The sequence below is a fragment of the Tenacibaculum discolor genome, from assembly GCF_003664185.1.
GTDB lineage: Bacteria > Bacteroidota > Bacteroidia > Flavobacteriales > Flavobacteriaceae > Polaribacter > Polaribacter discolor.
Genome location: NZ_RCCS01000008.1, coordinates 182937 through 205235 on the forward strand (window position 1 = coordinate 182937; position 22299 = coordinate 205235).

Consider the following 22299-nt stretch of genomic DNA (forward strand, 5'->3'; position numbering starts at 1 on the left):
GTACTCTACCCAAGCCTTAAACATTATTTTAAAGAGTTGTTTTAGCTCTTTAAGAATATGGATAAAAAACGTAAGTCCTAAAAATGAAAAAAATAACTTATTCCCTTTTACTTATAATCATACTTTCTTGTACAAATAAGAAACTTACATCTATTAAAGATTCTAATGTAAATAAAATTACTAATTACTTAGACTCTTTAGATGGGTTTAGTGGAGCAATTTTAATTGCTAAAAATGACAGCATCTTATTCAAGAAAGCTTATGGATATGCTCATTTAGGTCATAAAGTTAAAAATAGAACAGATACAAAATTCAATCAAGGTTCTATTGGTAAGTCATTTACTGCTTTAGCCATATTACAGTTAATACAAAAAGGTAAATTATTATTACAAGACAATATTGGAAAATTTCTTCCAAATTACCCTAATAAAACTGTTAGAGATTCTGTAACAATAGCTCACCTTTTAACACATACAAGTGGACTGCCACATTTTTTTGCCAGAGAATCCTTTATCAGAGGATCTAAAGATTTATTTAGACTTACAAATGACTTTAGTTCTCTATATGAAAATGAACCAATGGAATCCAAACCAGGTAAAATATTTTCATATCGTAATACTAATTACTTAATACTAGGTAAAATAATTGAAGTTGTATCTGGTACAAATTATAATAATTATTTAGAAAGCAATATTTATTCCATTGCTTCGATGAAAAATACAGGAAACTATGACTTAGATCATCCTATTGACAATGCCGCAGAGGGTTATACAACTTCTGAAGTCCACCCGAATAAGCTTAAAATAAATATTCATACGTATCCTGTAAGAGGCGGTGCTCATGGGGGCGGATATACCACCTTAGATGATTTGTATAAGTTTTCTAAGGCTTTAAAAGACTATCAACTACTTAATAAAGAATACACTAAACTATTCACTTCTCCTTTAAAGAAAGACAGTTACTATGGTTATGGAATGCAATTTCCTAACCCAAAAGAAGGTACTATATATGGACATACTGGAGGACATTATGGTGTAGGTAACGAATGGCGTGTTTATAAACAAAAAGGATACTCAGTTATAATTCTAACAAACAAAGACGCTGATAAAGGTTTTTTAGATGCTCGCTACTTTATTCAAAAAACTATTTCTGGAAACACTTCAAAACTAAACAATTACTTTTTTACCAAAGAAGTCATAAAAACTTGTTTAAATGAAGACATTGAACAAGCAAAAGCTTTAATCCGAAAATCAAAATTTAAAATTTCTGAAATTGACTTAAATACGAAAGGTTACGAAATGATAAAAAAAGGTTTTTATAAAAAAGCAATTGACTTATTTACACTTGAAATACTATCTCATCCTGAATCATACAATGCATACGATTCTTTAGGAGAAGCCTACATGAAAGACGGACAGATAAAAAAAGCTATCAAAAATTATCAAAAGAGTTTAGAAATAAACCCTGAGAACTTAAATGGAAGGGAGAAGTTACGCGAATTATTGGCTATGAATAATTGGCACTAACAAAAACTCCGCTAAAAAAGCGGAGTTTTTATTTTTATTCTTCTTCATCGTTAAATGAAGTATTCTTCTTTGCTTTTTTACTTCCTTCGTAGAGTTCGTACTTTACAAAACGACAATCTAAATCAGCATTCTTAAGCGGAATTCTTTTCGACGTTCGTAAACCTACATGCTTTAAAGCTTGAATATCCGATGTGATTAACCACGCTGTTGAATTTGGATAATTATTCTTTAAAGTATCTCCTATTTTTGTGTAAAACTCTTCTACATCAATATTTAAACGCTCACCATAAGGCGGATTGAACAAAATTGTAGTTTTACCAAACACTTCTTTCTTAGAGTTAAAGAAGTTTACGTGATGTACTCCTATAAACTCTTCTAAATTTGCATTGATAATATTCTGTTGTGCTTTTCTAACTGCTGATGGAGCCTTATCAAAGCCCATTATTTTAAAATGCGAACTTCGTATTTTTTTCAACAACGAATCTTGAATAACAAAGTATAAATCTTCATCATAATCCTTCCAGTTTTCAAAAGCAAAATGCTTACGGTTAATGTTTGCAGGAATTTGATTCGCTATCATTGCAGCTTCAATTAAAATAGTTCCTGAACCACACATTGGGTCAATAAAATTCTCTTCACCTTTATATCCTGAAAGCAAAATTAATCCTGCTGCCAATACCTCATTAATCGGCGCAATATTTGTTGCACTTCTATAACCACGCTTGTGTAACGATTCACCTGAAGAATCTAACGAAATAGTTAACCATTCTTTATGAATATGAATATGAACTTTTACATCTGGATACTTTAAATCTACATTCGGACGCTTTTTATACTTATGCATAAAATAATCTGCAATAGCATCCTTCGATTTCAAACTAATATAGTGCGAGTTTGAAGTAAAGTTTTTTGAGTTTACTACCGAACCAATAGCAAATGTTCCATCAACATCTAAAAATCGTTCCCATTTTATACGTTGAATTGCTTCGTATAAATCTTCTTCATCAAAAATTTTACTGCGTTTAATCGGTTTTAAAATACGAATAGCAGTACGTAAAGCTATATTAGCTTTATACATAAAACCTTTATCACCTCTAAAAGTAACACTACGTACTCCCTCCTTCACTTCCATTGCTCCTAGCAGTCGTAATTCATCTGCTAAAACTCCTTCTAAACCTGCCATGGTTATGGCAGTCATTTTAAAATCTTTTTCCATGTAACTGTAAAATTTCATTGCAAAAGTACAGCTAATTTTGGGTTGTTGTGAATCTTTTCTACTTTGAATATAAAAAACGTAAGTTTTACGTATTTTTGCAGACCTTATAGTTATGAATACAACAACAGATTGGTTTACTTCGTGGTTTAATACACCATACTATCATATTTTATACAAGCATAGAAACGATGCCGATGCACAGTTTTTTATGCGAAACATTACTTCTTTTTTACAGTTACCTAAATTGAGTCGTATTGCTGATTTACCTTGCGGAAAAGGGCGTCATGCAGTATACTTAAACTCGTTAGGCTATGATGTTGTGGGAGGTGATTTAAGTGAAAACAGTATTGAACATGCCAAACAATTTGAGAATGACACGCTTCATTTTGAAGTTTGGGACATGCGAAAGCCTATCGAAAGTAAATATGATGCTGTATTTAATCTTTTTACCAGTTTTGGTTACTTTGAAGATGATAACGAAGACATTGCTGTTTTAAGAAGTATTAAAAACGGACTAAAAGAAAACGGTGTTTTTGTGTTAGACTTTTTAAATGTTGAAAAAGTAAAAAACACACTAGTAAAAGAAGAAGTAAAGACTATTGATGGCATTGAATTCAATATTCAAAAAGAAATCAAAGACGGATTTATCTTAAAACATATTTCTTTTACTGCTGAAGGTAAATCACATTCATATACTGAACGTGTAAAATTTTTAACTTTAGAAAAACTACAATCATATTTTGATAGTGTCGGCTTACAAGTAACACATGTTTTTGGCGATTACAATCTTAATGTGTTTAATTCACAATCTTCTGACCGCTTAATTATTGTTGCTAAATGAGTTACTTATTGCTAATTATTTCTGTTTTAGTAGGTGTTTTATTCGTTTTTACACTAAAACCTAGTAACACCTTGGTTCGCTTATTATTAGCCTTTAGTGGTGCTTATTTACTTTCGGTAACTATTTTACACTTATTACCCGAAGTATATCACCATACCGATGATACTAAATTAATAGGTATTTTAATTTTAATAGGAATTATTATTCAATCGGTATTAGAATCATTCTCAAAAGGAGCTGAACACGGGCATATACATTTACATTCTGACTCGTCTAAATTTCCTTGGTTACTTTTTGTGAGTTTATGTATTCATGCTTTTTCAGAAGGATTACCAATTCATCATGCAGATGATAACTTATTATGGGCAATTATTGTACATAAAATTCCAATTGCAATAGTTTTAACCACCTTTTTGTTACAAACAAAGTATTCAAAGAAAATAATCTTTTTCTTTTTAACTGTATTTGCATTAATGAGTCCTTTAGGTATTTTAGTATCTAATAAAGTTCCTTTAATAGAACAATATCATACAGAAATTACAGCTTTAATAGTTGGAGTATTTTTACACATTTCAACCATTATCCTTTTTGAAAGTACTGAAAACCACAAATTCAACTACAAAAAATTTGCTGCTATTATTTTAGGAATATTACTAACTATCTTCTCGATGCACCAACCCCATTGAGAAAGCAGGTAAACAAACTGCTAAATACTCACAAGGTTCTGTAAATGGGTTGGAATATTGAATACGTGTATTTTTTTCAATTTTAATAGATTGTCCTGCTTCTAATACTACAATTTCACCATCAATATTGAATTGCTTTTTTCCTTTGATTATATAGGTATATTCTTCAAATTCTGGTTTTTGAAAAGGTTCACTCCAACCTGGAGGGGCTATCATATGTGCAATACTTACTTTTGAGTTTCCATCAGTAGCATTTCCAAAATGTTCTTCAATTAATTTTCCATCGGTAGTTGGTACTACAAACGGACTTTTTTGAATGGTATATTTTTTACTCATATTGTTTTACTTATTTCTTTCGAATTTTTAAGCTTATGATTGTTTTACGAACTTAATTAAAATAGACGAAAAGTTATTCCTATATAAAAAAACAAAAAAGAGCACCCTAAAAGAATGCTCAATCTTTTCCATGCACAGTTACTAGCCCCCCAGCTGTATTACTGTACATTTCGGTTAGTGATTATTAACACAAAATTAACAATTTTATCTTATTACAAAACTAGAATTAATATAAATAAAGAGTCCTTCATTTAGAAGCATAATTCTTAGAAAAAACTTCCAAAAAACTATAAAATAGAACCATACTCTGTAAACTTCTCCTTTGTATATCAAAGTATATATAAGTTGCTAACATTACGGCATACTCCGAAGACACCGCGGCATGGGTCGTTGATATCACGGCGTGGGTCGCTAATACTACGGCATACTCCGAAGACACTACGGCATGGGTCGTTGATATCACGGCGTGAGTCGCTAATACTACGGCATGCTCCGAAGATACCACGGCATGGGTCGCTGATATCACGGCATACCCCTTTAGTATCAAGGCATTAGGTAAATAAAAAAATGAGTGGTATCTCTTTTAGTTCTTTTTTTCAGATTCCCAAATTGGTAGAAGACTTCTTTTAACACCTTTAAACCTATCTGGCATGTTTTTAAAAGGAGTAACAACAAAGGTAAAACTGTTATTGGCACTAAACCTCCAATAATTTCCTTTTAACGCTCCATCTTCTGTTTCAACATTCCAATCAGGGATATTAATTAAAGAGAATTCTTTGGTTTCTTTATTAAAATCTAGCGCAAAATCTCTTAATACATTTTCAGAAGGATACTTCAGTGTAATTTTTGCGTTTAAACTACCCTCATCAGTAACATATAAAGTACATGATTTTGATGGATAGCTTTCTATTTCTTTCCTCCAGTTTCTTGCTACCACTTTTTTTAGTTCTGAACTAACTTGCATACTATCTGCTTCATTGGCTATAAGTGCAAATATATTTTCTTGAACTATGATTACTGTTTGCTCATTTGGGTTTATGGTAACGGTTGTTTTCTCCGCCCCTATTCTACTATTTTCTCCAAAGAAAACTCCCAATACAAAAAATGCTATTTTTATTACTTCCATCTTTTAAAATTACATAGCTATTATTTATTGAAAAGCCGAAACAAATGTTTCGGCTTCGAATATATTTTAGTTAAACCAAATGGTAAATGATTTAATTTTGGCTAAATCTGGAATTTGATCTTTGGTTACTTTTTGAGTACTAAATTCTTTTAAACCTAAATCTTCATTATCAATCGTTATTGTTGCATTTAGATCATCAATAAATAAAGTTGCCGATGAAAATGATGATTCTACTTTGCTTACTTTAGTATTTGCATTAATTTCTTGAAAAGTAGATTTTATATTTACTCCTGATTTTGTTTTAAAACGCTCATCAAAAATCTCAATACTCTTAATTGTTGATGTAGAGTCTAATTGTTCTTTTGGAGTAATTGTTAACAAGTGCTTTCCTCCTTTTTCATATATTAAATACTTATCGTCTTCTTGAAAAAAGTTTTCACCTTTAGCTCCTTCACTTAGTACTTTAACTACTGAGTCTTGCTTAAATACGTTTTCTATTTCGTTAACAGTTGTTTTAGTAGTTAACTTCCCTACTTTTCCTTTAGCAATATCAAACTTGCTATTACCACACTGGATGAATAGTACTGATATTACTGCGATAACTAAAGGTTTCATTAATGTTCTCATTTGTCTTCTTTTATATTTAAAACGTCTATTTCTTGTATTTCTTATTTTATTACTTTTTTCAAAATTCCAAAGGCTGCTCTTATAAAAGTAGCACTTGTTAATACCTTCACTATTGGATTCATACGTGTACTTCTACTACGTGTTGATGAACTTCTTCTTGTCTTTTCTTCTTCCTCTTTGCGTGCTTCTTCTGTTTTCTTCTCGTTAATTTTTTCTATCTTCTCGTTTAGCATTTCGTAAGCACTCTCCCTATCAATAGTATCGTTGTATTTCGGAATTAGTCTTGAATTATCTAAAACTTGTTTGATTTCCTTTTCTGTTAATACATCCATTCTACTCATAGGTGCACGTAACATTGTTCGTGCTAATGGTGTTGGAATTCCTTTTTCATTTAATACAGAAATCAACGCCTCACCTATTCCCAACTGTGTTAATACTTCTTTAGTATCGTAATATTCAGAATCTGGATAATTTTCTGCGGCTAATTTAATTGCTTTTCTATCTTTTGCTGTAAATGCACGTAAAGCATGTTGAATCTTCATTCCTAACTGTGCTAATACATCTTCTGGAACATCTTTTGGATTTTGTGTTACAAAATACAATCCTATTCCTTTAGATCGAATTAATTTTACAATGCTTTCTATTTGACTTAACAACGCTTTTGAAGCTTCATCAAACACTAAGTGAGCCTCATCTATAAAAATTACCAATTCTGGTCGCCCACTATCTCCTTGCTCTGGAAAAGTTTCATATACCTCAGCTAGTAACTGTAACATAAAGGTTGAAAACAATTTTGGCCTATCTTGAATATCTGTTAAACGTAATACAGAAATAACTCCACGTCCGTTTTCATCAATACGGGTTAAGTCGTCAACTTCAAATGATTTTTCTCCGAAGAATAAATCACCTCCTTGTTGCTCTATTTCAACAATTTTTCTGAGAATTGCCCCTGTACTTGCGGTAGAAATTCGTCCGTATTCTTTTTTAATCTCTTCTTTTCCTTCATTGGTTATATATTGAAGGATTTTCTTGAAATCTTTTAAGTCTAATAAAGGTAATTGGTTATCATCACAGTATTTAAAAATAATCGCTACAATTCCAGATTGTGTTTCAGTCAAATCTAAAATACGTGATAATAAGACAGGTCCAAATTCAGAAACTGTAGCACGTAAACGAACTCCGTTTTGTTCTGAAATTGATAAAATTTCTATTGGAAATTTTGTTGGAGTAAATGGTATTCCGATTTTTTCGTGGCGTTCATCAATCTTAGCATGCCCAGGGCTTGGTTGTGCTAATCCACTTAAGTCTCCTTTTACATCCATTAACAATACAGGAATTCCTTTTTCTGACATGTTTTCTGCCAGCACTTGCAAGGTTTTTGTTTTTCCTGTTCCTGTTGCTCCAGCAATTAATCCGTGACGGTTTAATGTTTTTAAAGGAATATTTACATGAGCATTTGTTACAGTTTCTTCTCCTAACATTCCTGCTCCGAGTGTAATAAACTCTCCTTTTGTTGTATAGCCTTCTTTGATGTAATTGAAAAACTCTTGGGTTTTACTCATTATTTATGACCTTTTTTGTGATAAAAACACGTAAAAGTAACAAAAATCATTCATTAATTTTTAATGTTGCCTATCTTTGCACCCTTATGTTGAAAAAAGAAGTACAAGAGTTAATTAATACAGGAGAAATGCTTCCGTTAATGGAAGAGTTTTATACGATTCAGGGAGAAGGAGCACACACTGGTACTGCTGCTTATTTTATTCGTATTGGTGGTTGCGATGTAGGTTGCCACTGGTGTGATGTAAAAGAAAGCTGGGATGCTAATTTACATCCACCTACAAAAACGGATATTATTGTTGAAAACGCAAAGAAATATGCTGAAACTGTAGTTATTACAGGTGGAGAGCCTTTAATGTGGAGTTTGGATTATATTACGCAACAACTTCAAGAAAAAGGTGTTAAAACACATATTGAAACTTCTGGAGCTTACGATTTTTCTGGTGTTTGGGATTGGTTTTGTTTATCACCTAAAAAAACCAAATTACCTTTGGAACGTGCTTACCAAGAAGCGGATGAGTTGAAAATGATTATTCATAATAAAAATGATTTTCAGTTTGCTGAGGAACAGGCTGCTAAAGTTGGTAAAAAATGTAAGTTGTTTTTACAACCTGAATGGAGTAAAAAGGAAAAAATGACACCGCAAATTATTGATTATGTGATGGAGCATCCACAATGGAAAATTTCCTTACAAACTCATAAATACTTAAATATACCATAAACAAAAAAGCAACCTAATTGGGTTGCTTTTTTAGTATTCACTTGGCTCTATATGAATTAAAACATGTCCTAAATTTGGGAGTTTTTCTCTTAAATAGTCTTTTAATTTATGAGCAATTTCATGTCCTTCTTTTACTGTAATGGTACTGTTTACAATGGCATGTAAATCTACATGATATTTCATTCCTGCTTTACGAACAAAACATTTTTCTGTTCCTAAAACACCTGTCACTTCCATAGATTTTTCTCTTATTTCTTCTATTAAATCATCATATACATGTTCATCCATTATTTCACCCAAAGCTGGTCTAAAAATCAGGTAACTATTGTATAAAATAAAGAACGAAGCCAATAAAGCAGCCCAATCATCAGCAGTTTCATAACCTTCTTTAAAAATAAGAGCTATTGAGATTCCTATAAATGCCATTACAGAAGTAATTGCATCACTTCGATGGTGCCACGCATCTGCTTTTAAGGAAGAACTATTAGTTTCTTTACTTTTTCTGATAACCACTTGAAAAGATATTTCTTTCCAAATAATAATTGCCCCTAAAACGAGTAAAGTCCATGGTTTAGGAGTTTTGTGGGGTGTTTGGATATTCTGTATACTTTCATAAGCTATAACAGTAGCTGAAGTTACCAAAAAGGCTACTACTACAAAGGTGATTAAAGGTTCTATTTTTCCGTGTCCGTACGGATGGTTTTTATCTGCGGGTCTTTTCGCATATTTCAACCCTAACAATACTAAAATAGAGGAAAAAATATCGGTAGTAGATTCAATTGCATCTGCTATTAATGCGTATGAGTTTCCGAAAATACCTGCTAATCCTTTAATAATTGCTAAACTAGCATTACTAAGAATACTAAAATAGGTGGTTTTTATAGCTAACTCTTCTTTACTCATTGAATTATGATATTACAATCTCTTTTTATGAGGTATTACGAAGGTACTTGAAAAGTATTGAAAAACCCTAGATTGTACAATAGAAAATCTATTACTAAAAAAAGACTCGCCAGTTAGCGAGTCTTTTGGATAGTTAATAAAACTACCACTTTAACAACAATTAATATTTAATAACGAATGAAAAAATTAGTTCCAGCCTCCTCCTAAGGCTTTATATACTTTTACGTTTGCTAATAATTGATTTCTTTTAGTTTCTATAATTTCAATTTTAGATTCTAATGCTTCTCTTTGCGTTAACAACACTTCTGTATATTCTGCCCTTGCCGATTTAAACAGACGAATTGAAAGGTCTATAGATTCGTTTAACGCTTCTACTTGTTGCTTTTTTAAATCATAACTGTTTTTTAAGTTATCAATTTTCGAAAGCTCGTTCGCTACTTCTAAATACGCATTTAAAATAGCTCTTTCGTATTCGTAAACAGCTTGTAATTGTTTATTGTTGGCTGTTTTATAAGCTGCTTTTATAGCATTTCTATTGATTAAAGGTCCTACAATATCACCTGCTAAAGAATACACTAACGATTCTGGTGTTGATGTTAAAAACTTAGGTTTAAATGCTTGTAACCCTACTCCTGCTTTTATACCGATTGATGGATAAAAATTAGCTCGTGCTATTTTAGTATTTAATTTGGCTGCTGCTAATTCGTATTCAGCTCTCCTTAAATCGGGTCTGTTTTGTAACAGTTGTGATGGAATTCCTGCTTTTACTCCTTCAATAGGTTTATCTATAAAATTATCTGAGTTTCTTTCTATAGGCTGTGGGTATCTTCCTACTAAAAAGTTAATTTTATTTTCAGTTTCTACTATCTCTTGTTGAAGTTCATATAGGTGACTTTGGTTTTTAAGTACACTCGCTTCAAACCTACGTACTGCCAATTCAGTTGTTCTTGCAGCCTGTTTTTGAAGCTTCACCATTTGCAATGCATTTTTTTGAATTTCTAAGTTTTGTGAAACCATAGATAATTCATTATCTAATGCTACTAATTCGTAATATGAATTTGCAATTTCTGAAACCAAATTAGTTACCATAAAGTTTTTTCCTTCAACACTAGCTAAGTATTCTAGTACTGCTGCTTTCTTCTCATTTCGTAACTTCTTCCAAACATCTAACTCCCATGAAGCAGAAAGTCCTATTGAAAAATCAGTTAATGGCTCTGGAAATTTTTCATCTTCGCGAATATTTAAATTTTCTTCAACGGCTCCATTTCTAGTATACTTCCCTACCTTTTCTACTTCTGCCCCGGCATACATATTTACAAATGGTAAATACTCACCTTTTTTTGCCTTGATATTATTTTTTGAAATAGCTACTTGTTGTAACATTATGTTCAACTCTTGGTTGTTTGATAAAGCTGTATCTATCAGAGAAATTAAATGTGAGTCTGAAAAAAAGTCACGCCATTTAATAGTAGCTGTATTTAATGAATCTGCAGGTTGGTTCTTAAAATTCTCTGGTACCGCCTTATTTTCTTCTCTTACTACTTGATTTGATACACAAGAGCACAAAACTAAGAGGGTAAGCACACTTAAAAAGTGTGCTTTTTTTATTACAAATAAACTTCTTTGTTTAGTTTTCATTGTTTTCTCTTTTAATTATTTTCTTTAGAAGTTTTTTAAGCTCTGCTATTTTAGCTTTTGTTTTACTTCCTTCAACTTCATTTATTCTTATAAATTCTTCAGAAACTGGTTCGCTCGATTCGTCTTTAATTAAGCTTCTTCCATCACTCATTTTAGCAAATATGTAATAGAGACCTGGTATAATTAAAACTCCGAAAATTGTACCTATTAACATTCCTCCTAAAGCAGATCCACCAATAGTTCTGTTACCAATAGCTCCTGCTCCGTGAGCTATAACTAACGGTATTAACCCTGCGATAAACGCAAATGAAGTCATTAAAATTGGTCTGAATCGTTCTTTAGCTCCTTCAATAGCTGCTTCAAAAATTGTAGCTCCCTGACTTCGTTTTAGTACCGCAAATTCTACAATTAACACTGCATTTTTACCTAATAAACCGACCAGCATTATTATACCAATTTGTGCATATACGTCATTAGCTAAGCCCATTAATTTTAATAGTGTAAATGACCCGTACACTCCTACTGGAAGTGATAAAATCACAGCTAATGGCAGTATAAAGCTTTCATATTGTGCTGCTAATACAAAATATACAAAGGCTAATACAATGATGAAAATATACACTGATTCATTACCTCTTCTTGCTTCATCATAGGTAAGTCCTTCCCAAGCTACATCATAACCTCTTGGTAATTCTTTTGCTGCTACTTCTTTAATTGCGTTAATAGCATCTCCACTTGTGTATCCTGGTGCTGGTAATCCTCTAATAGCTGCTGAATTATATAAATTGTATCGTGTTATCTCATTAGGTCCTAGTTTTTTTTCTAAACTCATGAACGCTGAATAAGGCACCATTTCTCCCTCTTCATTTTTAACATATAGTTTTTCTAAATCTGAAGGAATTCTTCTGTATTCTGGTGCTGCTTGTGTATATACTTTAAAGAATCTACCAAAACGAATAAAACCTTGTTCATAGGTACTACCTATTAAAATGTTTAGGTTTTCCATGGCTTTACCAATGGTTACTCCTTTTTGCATCGCTTTTTTATTGTCGATTTTTAATTCGTACTGCGGATAGTTTGCAGAATAAAAAGTAAATAACCCTGTAAGCTCTTTTCGTTTTGATAACGATTCCATGAATTTGTTATTGATACGTTCAAACTCGTGGTAGTCTGTTGAGTTTGTTTTATCTAATAAACGCATTGAGAATCCTCCTGAAGATCCAAAACCTGGTACTGCTGGTGGTTCAAAATATTCTATAACCGCTCCTAAGTCTTTAGTTTCTTCTTCTAGTTCTTCCATGATTTCATGAACTGAATGATGACGTTCTGACCATGGTTTCAAGTTAATTAAACAGGTACCTGCGTTTGACCCTCTACCTTCGGTCATAATTTCATATCCTGCTAAAGATGAAACTGACTCTACTCCCTCAGTTTCTTCACAAATTTGTTGTAGTTTTCTTGCTACTTCGTTTGTACGTTCTAAGGTAGCACCTGGTGGTGTTTGAATGATTGCGTAAATCATTCCTTGATCTTCACTAGGAATAAAACCTGCTGGTAATGTTTTATTGGTAATAAATATTCCTGCACAGAAAGCTAGTAATACTCCAAAGGTTAACATTCTTCGTGCTACGATTCTGTTTAACACTTTTACATATCTTCCTGTAAGCTTTTCAAATCCTTTGTTAAACCAATCAATAAATTTATCTACTATTGATTTTTTTCTTTCTTTTCCGTGGTTGTTCTTCAACATCATTGCACACAATACTGGTGTTAATGTTAATGCTACCACTGCTGAAATAATGATAGATCCCGCCATTGTTATAGAGAACTGTCTGTAGAAAACTCCTACTGGCCCTGTCATAAATGAAATTGGCACAAATACAGAAACCATAACCAATGTAATTGCTAAAATAGCACCACCTATTTCTCCTAATGCTGCTTTAGATGCTTGATAAGGTGTTAGATGTTCTTTCTCCATTTTTAAATGGACTGCTTCTACAACTACAATAGCATCATCTACTACAATACCAATCGCTAACACTAATGCAAACAGGGTAATTAAGTTTATTGAAAGTCCAAAAAGCTGCATTATAAAGAAAGCTCCGATTAAGGATACTGGTACTGCTATAATTGGAATTAAGGTCGATCGTAAATCTCCCAAGAATAGGAATACCACAATTGCTACTAAAATAAAGGCATCTCTAAGTGTATGTATTACTTGTTCTATAGAGGCGTCTAAGAAGTTAGAAACGTCATAACTAATTTGAAAATCAATCCCTGGTGGTAGATCTTCTTTTAATTCTTTTAGTTTTTCTTTTACCGATTCTATTACATCACTACCATTACTTCCAAAGGTTTGTTTTAAAACAATAGATGCTGATGGATGCCCATCTAAGTTTGAGTAAATATCGAAGAACTCACTTCCTAATTTTACTTCGGCAACATCTTTTAGCTTTAAAATTTCTCCTTCTTCATTTGCTCGAATAATAATGTCTTTGTACTGATCTGGTTCGTTATACCTGTTTTGATAGGTAAGTACGTATTCTAGTGATTGTGATTTGATTCCTGAACTTCTTCCCAATCTTCCGGGTCTTGCCAAAATACTTTGGTCTTCCATCGCTTCTAAAATTTCTTCCGCAGAAATATTATAGGCTCTCATTCGGTCTGGTTTTAACCAAACTCTCATCGCATATTTTCTACTTCCTAAAATTTTAGCACTGGCGATACCGTTAATACGTTGAATCTCGGGTATCATTTTGGTGTACGCATAGTTGTATAGGAACTTTTCGTCATTATGCTTTTCTTTACTAAAAAGGTTCACATACATTAACATACTTGGTTGTACTGGAGTTATAATTACTCCTTCTCGTTGTACTAATTCAGGTAATAAAGGCATTACTTGATCTACCCTTGTTTTTACCCTAACTACCGCTTGGTTGGGATCTGTACCTGGTTCAAAAATTACACGTAAGGTTCCTTCTCCTGCACTTGTAGCATCAGAAGCGATATAACGCATTCCTTGTACTCCATTAATGGCTGTTTCTAGAGGAATTAGTGTTGAGTTTACCAATACATCTGCACTTGAACCTGGGTACGCTATAAATATGTTTACCGTGGTTGGTGCAATTTGTGGAAACTGTGATATTGGGAGTTGTTTTATTGATAACAACCCTGTAAAAACAACTATTATCGAAATAACAATTGCTAGTACTGGTCTTTTTATAAATTGACTAAACATGTTTTGTTGAATTTTAGTTTCTTATTACTCTGCATATAAGTCTAAACTAGACATTACAGCATTTGGCTCTTTAAACTCAACATGTATCTTTTGTTGGTCTTTTACCATACGGATTCCTTCTAACAATATTTTATCGTTTTCTGTAAGTCCTTTTTCTACTATAAATAAGTGTGGTAATTCTGCTTCTACAGTAATTTCTCGTTGTTTTACTGTATTGTTTTTATCTACTACAAAAACATATTTTTTATCTAATACTTCAAAAGTGGCTTTTTGTGGAATTATTAAGGCTCCTTCGTATGGAACTTCCATTAAAATACTTCCTGTTTCTCCGTGTCTTAAAATTCCATCTGGATTTGGGAAAGTTGCTCTAAAGGCAATATTTCCTGTTTCATTGTTAAACTCTCCTTCAATCGTTTCTACTATTCCTTTTTGATTGAATGGTTTGTTATTTGCCATTAAAAGTGTTACTTCTTTTTTCTTGTCTTTATCTTGACTCATTATGTAGTCTAGATATTCTGTTTCTGGCACATTAAAATATACCCACATTTTACTGTTGTCTGATAGTGTTGTTAGGAGTTCTCCTTCATCTAACAAACTTCCTTTTCTAACATGTAAGTGGTCCATTATACCGTTAAACGGTGCCTTAATGCTTGTAAAACCTAGGTGTGTTTGTGCTAGCATTACTTCAGCTTTTGCTTTTTCGTAGTTTGCTTTTGCTAAGGCTAATTCGTTTTTAGAAACTACGTTTCCATCTGCTAATAATTCCGTGTTTTTATATTCAATTTCAGCAGCTTTTGCTTCTGCTTTTGCTTTTTGTAAATCTGCTTTATAAACGTTTGCTGATATTTGAAACATGTTTTGTCCTTTTTTTACATGTTGTCCTTCATCAACAAATACTTTCTTTAAATATCCTTTTTCTAGTGCCCTAAGTTCTATGTGCTGAATGGCATGTATTTGACTTACATAATCTTTAGTTATTGATGTATCTTTTTTAATAGGATTGGTTACAAGGAACTTTGTTTCTGGATGTTTAGATTCCTTTTTTGATTCGCAGCTAATGTTAATTAATAGCGCAAATAGGCTCATGAAAATGAAGATTTTTTTCATTTTTTGTATGTATTTGTAAAGTTAGAGTGAGTGTTTAACCACTGAAAACCAATGGTCATTCTAAAAATTTAATTAAATTCTTATGCGTGAATAAATAAAGTAAGCTAAATGATAGGTTTAGGCATACTTTACCGAAGAGGGTATCAAATTATAAAAACTTGAAATTTTACATGGAGTTTTACTATAGCACTAAAAGTGTACTCTTTAAAGCGTTGTGCTTTTTCTTTTACTACACAAAACTGGCACTCAAAAAACTGCGCATGTAAGATGGCTGATAAGTAACTTCCGAATTTTGATAAATTTTCATCTACTTCATTTTCGTCTTGGGTTTTGTCTTCAATCTCGCTGATTTCAAAATAATTCTCCCTTTCAGAATCTTGATGCTGTTTATCAAAAGCTAAGTTAATGGTGTTTTGAGTAACAATTTGGGTCTCTACACAGGCTGAATTTAAAACAGGCACTGATATACTCTTATTAAAATTGTTATGATCTGCATATGATGTAGACCATCCTTTTAATAAGAATATTAATAGAAAAAGATATTTGTTAAATGTATTACTCATTTCGGTCGGCAAAATTATATATATAAATTCATTTAACAAACAAATAATATTGTAAAATATTTATAAAACAAAAAAACTCGCCAAATGGCGAGTTTTAATATTGTGTATTTGAAGATTTTAGAACTACTCTTTATATACTCCCATATTGGCATATTTGTCCATACGTTGAGCTATTAAGTCTTTCTCTTTTATATCTTTAAGTTCTTTGTAAGCTTTTATGATTTGTTCTTGCACAGCTTTAAAAGTTCCTTCACGATCAGAATGTGCACCTCCTAATGGTTCTTTGATGATATCGTCTACTATTTTTAGTTTCATACCATCTTCTGCTGTTAACTTTAATGCTTCAGCTGCTTTTTCTTTCTCTGACCAGCTACGCCATAATATTGAAGAACAGTTTTCTGGTGAAATAACTGAGTACCATGAGTTTTCTAGCATATATACTCTGTCTCCTACTCCTATTCCTAAAGCTCCTCCTGAAGCTCCTTCTCCTATAATTATAGTAATAATTGGAGTTTTTAAGCGCGTCATTTCAAAAATATTACGAGCAATTGCCTCTCCTTGTCCTCTTTCTTCTGCTTCTAACCCTGGGTAAGCTCCTGGAGTATCAACAAAAGTAACTACAGGAATACCAAATTTTTCAGCCATGCGCATTAAACGTAATGCTTTACGGTATCCTTCTGGATTTGCCATACCAAAGTTACGATACTGACGTGTTTTGGTATTGTATCCTTTTTGCTGCCCGATAAACATAAAAGATTGATCTCCTATCTTACCTAAACCTCCAATCATGGCTTTATCATCTTTTACGCTACGATCTCCGTGTAACTCCATAAAAGTATCTCCACAAAGTGCTTTGATATAATCTAAAGTATAAGGACGGTTAGGGTGACGAGATAACTGTACACGTTGCCATGCAGTTAAATTCTTATATATATCTTTTTTAGCTTTCTCTAATTTTTTTTCAATCTTCTCACATGTAGCTGTTACGTCTACATCGCTTTCTTTTCCTATATCAAAACATTTTGCCAACTGATCTTCTAGCTCTTTTATTGGCATTTCAAAATCTAAATATTCCATTGTATTGTTGTATATAGTTTGATTTTCTAATTTACTAGTTAGTTGTTTGTAAAGGCAAACATACTAAAAAATTGTACAGTTTACCTTGATCCCTTTTCTTAAAATACTATTTTTTTATAATTTTCTTTTTTATAGAAGAGGCATTTTTAAGTACTCCATTCAGCAACACTACTATTAAAACAATACAGGCTCCATAATAAAACTCTGGATTCATTTGTTCTTTTTCTCCAAATATTAATAGTGCCAAGATAATAGCGTAAATAGGTTCTAAATTAATAGTAAGCATTACTGTATAAGGAGTTAAATACTTCATTACTTGCACTGAAGCAATAAAAGCATATGCTGTACAAATACTACTTAAAATTAATAAATATATCCAATCACTTGCTTGTAAATGGAAAAATTCTACTGAAAATTTTTGTGTTAATAATAAGTAAATCGTTACTCCTAAAACTCCGAATAATAGTTGATAAAATGAAATTGTATTGGCTTCATGTTTTTTTATAAACACGCCATTTAACACCGAAAATAATGCGGATAGAAAGGCTGAAATTAACGCATAAATAATTCCAAGTGTATACTGACTTTCAAAATTAAATATAATATACAAGCCTACTATTACTAACAGTCCTAAAACTATTTCGATTAATTTTATTCTTCTTTTAAAGAAAAAAGGCTCTATAAATGAGGCAAAAAAAGCTCCAGTACTCATCATAACTAAAGCTACTGATACATTTGATACTTTTATTGCTTTGAAAAAAGTTATCCAGTGTACTGCTATAATTACTCCTGAAATAGCAAACTTAGCTAATGCCTTTTTATCAACCCTAAACGACTTCTTTCTTATTATGAAATAGATAGCTATAAAGCCTACTGCTAATAGCATTCTGTACCAAACTAAAGGAACTGCATCAATTGATATTAATGCTCCTAATATTGCTGTAAACCCCCAAATAAAAACGATTAAATGTAAGTGTAGGTAGTTTTTTAATTTATCTCCTTGCATTGAAATATAAATAAATAGCGTATAAACCAAATACTATATTAGGTATCCAAACATTTAACAGGGCATTTGCTCCTGCTACAGCTCCTAATACTTCTGCTACTTTTAAAAAGAAAACATAAATAAACATAACGCTAATACCTATGGCTAAATTAACTCCTATACCTCCTCTACTTTTCCTATGTGCTAGCCCCACAGCAATTAATGTTAGTATGTAGCTGGCAATTGGTAAACTTGTTCTTTTGTATAGTTCTACTAAGTAAGCGTTTAAGTTTTTTATCCCTCTTTTTCTAGACACTTCAATAAACTTAACCAACTCTGGAGAGTTCATTTCTTGTGCCATAATATTCTTGTAATTAAAATCTTCTGGTGTAAATGTAAATGTGGTATCTAAGCTTCTTCCTGAAAAGATACTATCTCTTTCTTTAAAAATTTTTCGCTCTTTCCATGTATATAACTTAAACGTACTGTCTTTTTCATTCCAATTAATATTATCAGCAGTAAGTTTTCTTTTTAACTTAATACCGTCATATAGATCGATTGAAAAATTAAACCCTGAGTTTCGCTTTAAATCAAAGTTTTGGATATATACATAGGTACTATCGTTAAGCTGCAAACTAAATTCGCGGATAGTAGTATCTGAATATTTCTTTTTCTTTAAATATTTTTTTTCAAAAGCTTTTCTTGTTTTACTACTTGATGGTACAAAAAAGTGATTCATTGATAACGCTACCGCACAAACAATAGTTGCTCCAATAAAATATGGGTATAAGAATCGTGTAAATGATACTTGAGAGCTATTAATTGCTACAATTTCTGTGTTACTTGCTAGCTTTGAAGTAAATAAAATAACTGCTATAAACAATGCTAATGGCATAAACGTATTAGCATAGTAAATAATGAAGTTTTTATAGTAGTCGTTAACTATTTCAAACAGTGTTAGATTTTCTTCTCGTAAAAATTTATCAACCTTTTCTGCAATATCAATAGCTACTGCAATAGGTATTAAAATAAGTAACGTAAACAAAAAAGTTGTTAAGTAACGTTTTAATATGTACCAATCTAGTATTTTCAAATTACAAACGTTTATCCATTTGTTTTACCATCTTGTCTTTCCATGAAGCAAAGTCTCCTGCTATAATATGTTTACGTGCTTCACGAACTAACCATAAATAAAATCCTAAGTTATGAATAGATGCTATTTGTTTTCCTAACATTTCTCTTGAAGCAAATAAGTGGCGTAAATAAGCTTTTGAATACATGTTATCAACCCAAGTAATACCCATTTCATCAATTGGAGAAAAATCTTTTTCCCACTTTTTATTTTTAATATTTATGCTACCGTGTGCTGTAAATAACATTCCATTACGTGCATTACGGGTTGGCATAACACAATCAAACATATCTACACCTAATGCAATATTTTCCAAAATATTAATAGGTGTACCCACTCCCATTAAATATCTAGGCTTGTCTTCCGGTAAAATTGCTGTTACCACTTCAGTCATGGCATACATTTCTTCTGCTGGTTCTCCTACTGATAATCCTCCAATAGCATTTCCTTCAGCTCCTGAATTTGCTATATACTCTGCTGATTGTTTACGTAGATCTTTATAAGTACTTCCTTGTACAATTGGAAATAAAGATTGGCTATATCCGTATTTTGGAGGGGTATTCTCAAAGTGTTTTATACAACGATCTAACCAGCGATGTGTCATATGCATAGATCGCTTTGCATAATTATAATCACAAGGATATGGTGTACATTCATCAAAAGCCATGATTATATCTGCTCCAATAGTACGCTGTGTTTCCATTACATTTTCTGGTGTAAAGAAATGCGTTGAACCATCTATATGGCTTTTAAATTTTACCCCTTCTTCATTTATCTTTCTTCTCCCTGATAAAGAATATACTTGGTAACCTCCACTATCCGTTAAAATATTTCGATCCCAATTCATAAACTTATGCAACCCTCCTGCTGCTTCTAAAGTTTCTAACTTTGGACGTAAGTATAAATGATAAGTGTTTCCTAAAATTATATCAGGATTTATTTCGTCTTTTAATTCTGATTGATGTACTCCTTTTACTGTAGCTACTGTACCTACAGGCATAAATATTGGAGTTTCTATAGTTCCGTGATCAGTTGTAATAACACCTGCTCGTGCTTTACTTTTAGGATCGGTTATTTTTAAGTCAAATTGCATAAGTGGCAAAGATACACATGTAAGTTGAATGTTTAAAAGTAGAAAGTTAAAAGTTTCTTATTACTGTTTTTTAATTCTTTCTTCTTCTTCCAAACTTGGATTTAAAATCTGCTTTTTTCTTTGGTTGAGTAGTTTTTTGAGGAGAAGTTTTTTGAGTCTTTTTCTCTGCTCCTTCATATGTTTTTGATGAGCCTGCTACTAGTTTATTAATTTCATCCATTTCTTTAGATGATAATTCACGCCACTCTCCTACCTTTAAGTTTCCTAAAGTTACATTCATAATACGTGTGCGCTTTAGTTTTTTTACTTCGTATCCTAAGTATTCACACATACGTCTTATTTGACGGTTTAAGCCTTGTACTAAAGTTATTTTAAATACATTATCATTTACACGCTCTACTTTACATTTCTTTGTTACGGTTCCTAAAATTGGTATTCCGTTACTCATTCTCTTTATAAAGCGTTCATTGATTGGCTTATTAACTGTAACTATGTATTCTTTCTCGTGGTTATTTCCTGCGCGTAGAATTTTGTTTACGATATCTCCATCATTGGTTAAAAATATTAATCCTTCTGATGGTTTATCTAATCGACCAATAGGAAACAGTCGTTGTGGGTGTCCTACAAACTTTACTATGTTTTTACGCTCTTTACTATCTGTAGTACAAACAATACCTACTGGTTTGTTTAACGCTATATATATAGTTTTTGGTTTTGCTTTTAACGGTTTTCCATCAATTTTTACCACATCTCCTTCATTAACTCTATTTCCTAACTGGGTAGGTTTTCCGTTTATGGTTACTCTTCCTTCTGTAATAAAGCGTTCTGCTTCACGACGTGAACAAATACCTGTACTACTTATAAACTTATTAAGATTTATTGATGTGTCATTATTTTTTTCCATTAGTACAAAGAAAAAGAAAATCCTCAAGCTAACACTTGAGGATTTCATAATTTATATGTTTTTCTTATTAAAACATAATCATTTTTTGTGTACAACGTGCTAAACTTGGTCTTCTTTCATAGTCAAACCCAAGTGTTATCATATGTGTACCATAGTTATATTCTTGTGTCTTATTCATGTTAATACTAAATCCGTACGACAAGTATAGGTTGTTCTTTTTTAAACCAAATAATGGTGCAATAGCGTTTGGTTGAAAAAACTGATCGTTTAAGAATGTATAACTTACCCCAGCCCAAACATATCCGTCTCTAATTCCTTTTCTGGCTTTAACGTTCATATCTGTTCTAGATCGTTTATCTGCTTCTCTATACTCTACTAACATTGAAGGCTCTAATTCAAAATTTCTACTTAACCTTGTAAAAGTATAAGAAGTAAAAACTGTATACTTTCTTAATACTTCTGGTTCACCAGTTTGAAAATCTTCAATTTCCTTATTTAGAATATTTACCGCGTTAAGACTTATACTAAATCGTTCGTAACGATATAATAGACCTACATCAAAATTTGAGTTATTTAATGTTCTATTTGGTACTACTTGTCCTGAATTATTCTCAGAAGTATCAATACCAAATTGAATAAAACTATAACTTAAAGCGAATGATAAGAAACTATCGTGAAAGTCACTTAATGTTAAGTGACTTGCAAACGATAATTTAGCTCCTTTGTGAGTTGTATATCCATTTTTATCATTAAATAAAGTAATACCACCACCAAAAGTGTCTGCTATACGAGCTTCAACTGTTAACGATTGCGTGTCTGGTGCATCTTTAACTCCAATCCACTGGCTTACTCCATTCAATCTAACCTGTAATCCAGTACCAATACCTGCATAAGTTGGAGATATTAAAAACGGGTTATCAGCTAAATGACTCACATATTGTGGTAATTCTACTTCTTGTGCAGTAACTTTTACACTACTTAATACTACACATAAAATTAATATTATTTTTCTCATTTCTG

Annotated in this window: 20 protein-coding genes; 4 read left to right on the forward strand and 16 right to left on the reverse strand. The window is 31.9% G+C overall.

The features are described from left to right. The first annotated feature begins 83 nt into the window (after positions 1 to 83). The gene (locus tag C8N27_RS11410; protein ID WP_121147476.1) at positions 84 to 1526 is read left to right on the forward strand and encodes a serine hydrolase; all 1443 of its coding nucleotides are present in this window, start codon (positions 84 to 86) and stop codon (positions 1524 to 1526) included. A 34-nt stretch (positions 1527 to 1560) separates the two neighbouring features. Here the strand turns inward: C8N27_RS11410 and C8N27_RS11415 are convergent, their stop codons facing one another. Continuing rightward, on the reverse strand, positions 1561 to 2742 hold the full coding sequence (locus tag C8N27_RS11415; protein WP_099216108.1) for a THUMP domain-containing class I SAM-dependent RNA methyltransferase: 1182 nt from the start codon (positions 2740 to 2742) through the stop codon (positions 1561 to 1563). 112 nt (positions 2743 to 2854) lie between these two features. Here C8N27_RS11415 and C8N27_RS11420 point away from each other — a divergent pair, with 112 nt between their 5' ends. Together C8N27_RS11420 and C8N27_RS11425 are read left to right on the forward strand one after the other, a co-directional pair. Then, on the forward strand, positions 2855 to 3583 hold the full coding sequence (locus C8N27_RS11420) for a class I SAM-dependent methyltransferase (RefSeq protein WP_121147477.1): 729 nt from the start codon (positions 2855 to 2857) through the stop codon (positions 3581 to 3583). Then, positions 3580 to 4269 (forward strand): ZIP family metal transporter, encoded by a 690-nt coding sequence (locus tag C8N27_RS11425; protein WP_121147478.1) that lies wholly within the window; start codon positions 3580 to 3582, stop codon positions 4267 to 4269. The genes C8N27_RS11420 and C8N27_RS11425 overlap by 4 nt, the downstream gene beginning before the upstream one ends. Here the strand turns inward: C8N27_RS11425 and C8N27_RS11430 are convergent. The 4 genes from C8N27_RS11430 to C8N27_RS11445 all read right to left on the reverse strand — a co-directional run bounded on the left by C8N27_RS11430 (position 4237) and on the right by C8N27_RS11445 (position 7920). Then, positions 4237 to 4605, reverse strand: coding sequence for a cupin domain-containing protein (locus C8N27_RS11430; RefSeq protein WP_121147479.1), 369 nt, complete (start codon positions 4603 to 4605; stop codon positions 4237 to 4239). The two genes, C8N27_RS11425 and C8N27_RS11430, sit on opposite strands and share 33 nt — an antisense overlap. A 583-nt stretch (positions 4606 to 5188) precedes the next feature. After that, positions 5189 to 5731, reverse strand: a complete 543-nt coding sequence (locus C8N27_RS11435; protein ID WP_121147480.1) for a hypothetical protein — start codon at positions 5729 to 5731, stop codon at positions 5189 to 5191. Between the two features lie 66 nt (positions 5732 to 5797). Next, entirely contained in the window at positions 5798 to 6358 is a 561-nt protein-coding gene (locus tag C8N27_RS11440; RefSeq protein ID WP_099216113.1) for a hypothetical protein, read from the reverse strand. A 41-nt stretch (positions 6359 to 6399) separates the two neighbouring features. Next, positions 6400 to 7920 carry a helicase HerA-like domain-containing protein gene (locus C8N27_RS11445; RefSeq protein ID WP_121147481.1) on the reverse strand — a complete coding sequence of 507 codons (1521 nt, stop codon included), beginning with the start codon at positions 7918 to 7920 and terminating at the stop codon, positions 6400 to 6402. 86 nt (positions 7921 to 8006) lie between these two features. Here C8N27_RS11445 and C8N27_RS11450 point away from each other — a divergent pair, with 86 nt between their 5' ends. After that, complete coding sequence (locus C8N27_RS11450) at positions 8007 to 8639, forward strand: 7-carboxy-7-deazaguanine synthase QueE (RefSeq protein ID WP_167444752.1); 633 nt, start codon at positions 8007 to 8009, stop codon at positions 8637 to 8639. A 30-nt stretch (positions 8640 to 8669) separates the two neighbouring features. On the opposite strand, the gene C8N27_RS11455 is transcribed toward C8N27_RS11450, so the two are convergent. The 11 genes from C8N27_RS11455 to C8N27_RS11505 form a co-directional block, all read right to left on the reverse strand. Next, positions 8670 to 9542, reverse strand: a complete 873-nt coding sequence (locus C8N27_RS11455; RefSeq protein ID WP_121147482.1) for a cation diffusion facilitator family transporter — start codon at positions 9540 to 9542, stop codon at positions 8670 to 8672. Between the two features lie 186 nt (positions 9543 to 9728). Further along, entirely contained in the window at positions 9729 to 11180 is a 1452-nt protein-coding gene (locus C8N27_RS11460; protein WP_121147483.1) for a TolC family protein, read from the reverse strand. Further along, positions 11170 to 14418 (reverse strand): efflux RND transporter permease subunit, encoded by a 3249-nt coding sequence (locus C8N27_RS11465; RefSeq protein WP_099216118.1) that lies wholly within the window; start codon positions 14416 to 14418, stop codon positions 11170 to 11172. Before C8N27_RS11465 ends, C8N27_RS11460 begins: the two co-directional genes overlap by 11 nt. 24 nt (positions 14419 to 14442) lie before the next feature. Beyond that, the gene (locus C8N27_RS11470; protein WP_099216119.1) at positions 14443 to 15525 is read right to left on the reverse strand and encodes an efflux RND transporter periplasmic adaptor subunit; all 1083 of its coding nucleotides are present in this window, start codon (positions 15523 to 15525) and stop codon (positions 14443 to 14445) included. A gap of 143 nt (positions 15526 to 15668) precedes the next feature. Continuing rightward, positions 15669 to 16088 (reverse strand): hypothetical protein, encoded by a 420-nt coding sequence (locus C8N27_RS11475; protein ID WP_099216120.1) that lies wholly within the window; start codon positions 16086 to 16088, stop codon positions 15669 to 15671. Between the two features lie 123 nt (positions 16089 to 16211). After that, on the reverse strand, positions 16212 to 17165 hold the full coding sequence (locus tag C8N27_RS11480) for an acetyl-CoA carboxylase carboxyltransferase subunit alpha (protein WP_099216121.1): 954 nt from the start codon (positions 17163 to 17165) through the stop codon (positions 16212 to 16214). Positions 17166 to 17271: 106 nt separating this feature from the next. Further along, a complete protein-coding gene (locus C8N27_RS11485; RefSeq protein WP_121147484.1) occupies positions 17272 to 18171 on the reverse strand; it encodes a DMT family transporter in 900 nt (299 codons plus the stop codon). Beyond that, positions 18158 to 19243 (reverse strand): LptF/LptG family permease, encoded by a 1086-nt coding sequence (locus C8N27_RS11490; RefSeq protein WP_121147485.1) that lies wholly within the window; start codon positions 19241 to 19243, stop codon positions 18158 to 18160. The genes C8N27_RS11485 and C8N27_RS11490 overlap by 14 nt, the downstream gene beginning before the upstream one ends. 1 nt (position 19244) lies before the next feature. Next, complete coding sequence (gene tgt, locus C8N27_RS11495; RefSeq protein ID WP_121147486.1) at positions 19245 to 20375, reverse strand: tRNA guanosine(34) transglycosylase Tgt; 1131 nt, start codon at positions 20373 to 20375, stop codon at positions 19245 to 19247. 70 nt (positions 20376 to 20445) lie between these two features. Next, positions 20446 to 21279, reverse strand: coding sequence for a 23S rRNA pseudouridine(2604) synthase RluF (rluF, locus tag C8N27_RS11500; protein WP_121147487.1), 834 nt, complete (start codon positions 21277 to 21279; stop codon positions 20446 to 20448). 67 nt (positions 21280 to 21346) lie between these two features. Continuing rightward, the gene (locus C8N27_RS11505; protein ID WP_099216126.1) at positions 21347 to 22294 is read right to left on the reverse strand and encodes a PorP/SprF family type IX secretion system membrane protein; all 948 of its coding nucleotides are present in this window, start codon (positions 22292 to 22294) and stop codon (positions 21347 to 21349) included. Between the last annotated feature and the right edge of the window lie 5 nt (positions 22295 to 22299).